The organism is Burkholderia sp. NFPP32, assembly GCF_900119325.1.
In the GTDB taxonomy this organism is placed as follows: domain Bacteria; phylum Pseudomonadota; class Gammaproteobacteria; order Burkholderiales; family Burkholderiaceae; genus Burkholderia; species Burkholderia pyrrocinia_C.
Genome location: NZ_FPJP01000068.1, coordinates 1 through 2,353, shown reverse-complemented (window position 1 = coordinate 2,353; position 2,353 = coordinate 1). Strand labels below are relative to the sequence as shown.

Genomic DNA, 2,353 nt, shown 5'->3' with positions numbered 1-2,353 from the left:
GTCGTGATCGCTGCCGTCAGCGTCGTCTTGCCGTGGTCAACGTGACCAATCGTACCAACGTTCACGTGCGGCTTGGTCCGCTCAAACTTTTCCTTGGCCATTTTCAACTCCCAAAAGGAATTTCACAGGTTGCGCCGCGCGCAAACAAGACACTGACTTTTTACTGCTGGTGCCCATGGGCAGGATCGAACTGCCGACCTCTCCCTTACCAAGGGAGTGCTCTACCACTGAGCCACATGGGCGCTTTACGCTTCAACTTCGCGGTCTGGAGCGGGTGAAGGGAATCGAACCCTCGTCGTAAGCTTGGAAGGCTTCTGCTCTACCATTGAGCTACACCCGCACGGGCCACTAACGATTCCCTACCGCTCAACTACGCTGATATCTTGGTGGAGGAGGTTGGATTCGAACCAACGTAGGCGTAAGCCAACAGATTTACAGTCTGCCCCCTTTAGCCACTCGGGCACCCCTCCGTAGAGAACTGACGATTATGGGGGTGCATCGCACTCTTGTCAAGCACATCAGGAAGATTATTTTCAAACCTCTTCCCGACACTTGCGCTACCACCGATCCTCCGCCCTTGCCCGGCTAAGGCAAGCACGAGATATTGCCGATCGGCGCCACATCTTCGTCAGACTCCGCCTTTAGCGCTGATCTGCATCTGCGCTAAAAACGAAAGACCGCCATCATACGACCTCTCGTGCACAATGCCAAGCGGGTAGATGCAAAATTTCCGCAAATTTCGTGCCGGCAGCGTTGGCGATTCCGCGGCCGGTATCGCGAAGATACTATCGACGCGAACACGCCCCCCCCCCCTGCCCGCCCCTACTTCGCAGAAAGGCGCAAGCCGTCTCGAATCGTCCGTCCGTTCCCCGTACGATTCTTCATGCCCCAGTTCGCTGTTGTAATTGCCTTCATGGCTTTGGCCTCATATGCCGCCGATCCGGTACTTGCAACGACACGCGGCGCCTGGCCACCGGATTGGCTCGCACCCGCCATCGACGCCAGCGAGACGCACTTCGCATTGATGGATGAGCGCCGCACTGGAGACGCTCTCACGCGAATCTGACACGAGTCGGGCAATCCTCTACGCGTTGAACCGGTGGGAAGCGCTCGCGCTACTACGACGACGGGCGACGGGCACCTGGCGGTCGAGCTCGCGTTGCGCGGAGTGGCCCTGGGGCGCCGAAACTACCTGTTCACCAGCGCGGACTCAGGTGGGGAGCGTGCTACCACGATTTACAGCCCGATCGGGACGGCCAAGCTCAACGGCATTGATGCAGAGGCGTATCTGCGCACCGGGCTTGTGCGCATTGCAGAACATCCGATTAACCGGATCGAAGGACTTCAACCCTGGAAAATGACCACCCTGGCATCGTAAGGTGATAATGCCGCAGGCTTTCCGTTCCCCGGACATCAGATGGTGAAATCGTTCCAGCGCTTTACTCTGCACGTGCAGCTTCAACATATCGAGCCGCCCATCTGGCGCCGGATCGAGGTCGAAGGAACCGAGTCGCTGCGCAAGCTGCACCATATCCTGCAGGCGGCCTTCGGCTGGGAAGACACCCACCTGCATGACTTTCTGATCGACGGCGTGACCTACGCCATGTTCGAGGTCGATGACGTGCTGGACTTCGCTGACCCGAACACAACGGCCGACGATCGTAAGTCTCGACTTCAGAAGATCCTGAAACCCGGCTCTCGCTTCCTTTACCGCTACGACTTCGGAGACGGCTGGGTTCACGTCATCGTCGTCGAGGAAATGGAAACCGTCGAGGGCGAACCCTGGGGCGCGGCCCAGGTCATCGACGGTGCTCGGGCATGCCCGCCGGAGGACGTGGGTGGCCCGACAGGCTACGAAGCGCTCCTGAACACGCTATACGATGATTCGGATAGCGAAGAAGCCGAACATTACCGAAACTGGGTCGGCCCCGGCTTCGACGCCGAACTGTTCGATCTGCGTGCTGCCAATGCCACCCTGCTGCGCATGGCTTCCAACCGTTGGGGAAACCGGTAACTCATGCCGCCAGGATGGCATCGACTCCATGCCTAAGATATGGTCGCCGTCACGGCGGGAGTAGGTGAGTCGAGATGGTCATGGCAACTCGTGCCGCCACCATGTGGGCCGATCTGGTTGGCCAGAGCGCGTCTTTGCCGATTGCGCGGATGGGCTGTGCCGTCCCGCACTGTCCTGATTTGCACCGTCAGCGCTCCAGCTCCACCTGCTCGTTGCTTTGCGCAGCCTGTATTTCCGTCGCTGAAATGCAAAAACCCCCGCCTTTCGGGCGGGGGTTCTTGGCTTAGGGAGCCTGACGATTACCTACTTTCACACGGGAATCCGCACTATCATCGGCGT

Annotated in this window: 3 protein-coding genes, 3 tRNA genes and 1 pseudogene; 3 read left to right on the top strand and 4 right to left on the bottom strand. The window is 59.0% G+C overall.

Going from position 1 to position 2,353, the window contains the following annotated elements; all coding sequences use genetic code 11:
* The 4 genes from BT264_RS37145 to BT264_RS37130 form a co-directional block, all read right to left on the bottom strand.
* On the bottom strand, positions 1 to 101 hold a 101-nt coding region (locus BT264_RS37145; protein ID WP_031274870.1), incomplete at its 3' end, for a GTP-binding protein.
* Positions 102 to 167: 66 nt separating this feature from the next.
* Positions 168 to 242 (bottom strand) — tRNA-Thr (locus tag BT264_RS37140).
* A 24-nt stretch (positions 243 to 266) separates the two neighbouring features.
* A tRNA-Gly gene (locus BT264_RS37135) sits at positions 267 to 340 on the bottom strand.
* A gap of 44 nt (positions 341 to 384) precedes the next feature.
* Positions 385 to 470 (bottom strand) — tRNA-Tyr (locus BT264_RS37130).
* Positions 471 to 883: 413 nt separating this feature from the next.
* Between BT264_RS37130 and BT264_RS39495 the strand changes: the two genes are divergently transcribed.
* The 3 genes and pseudogenes from BT264_RS39495 (at position 884) to BT264_RS37120 (ending at position 2,014) form a co-directional block, all read left to right on the top strand.
* On the top strand, positions 884 to 1,066 hold the full coding sequence (locus BT264_RS39495; protein WP_177318460.1) for a hypothetical protein: 183 nt from the start codon (positions 884 to 886) through the stop codon (positions 1,064 to 1,066).
* A pseudogene (locus BT264_RS37125) lies at positions 1,026 to 1,378 on the top strand (transposase domain-containing protein); the annotation flags it as partial. The gene BT264_RS39495 and the pseudogene BT264_RS37125, both read left to right, overlap by 41 nt.
* Positions 1,379 to 1,417: 39 nt before the next feature.
* On the top strand, positions 1,418 to 2,014 hold the full coding sequence (locus BT264_RS37120; protein WP_072445486.1) for a plasmid pRiA4b ORF-3 family protein: 597 nt from the start codon (positions 1,418 to 1,420) through the stop codon (positions 2,012 to 2,014).
* The last annotated feature ends 339 nt before the right edge of the window (positions 2,015 to 2,353 follow it).

Excerpts from the sequence above, each read along its gene's own strand:
- BT264_RS37120 (WP_072445486.1), top strand. The coding sequence starts at position 1,418 with ATGGTGAAATCGTTCCAGCGCTTTACTCTGCACGTGCAGCTTCAACAT.
- BT264_RS39495 (WP_177318460.1), top strand. The coding sequence starts at position 884 with ATGCCCCAGTTCGCTGTTGTAATTGCCTTCATGGCTTTGGCCTCATAT.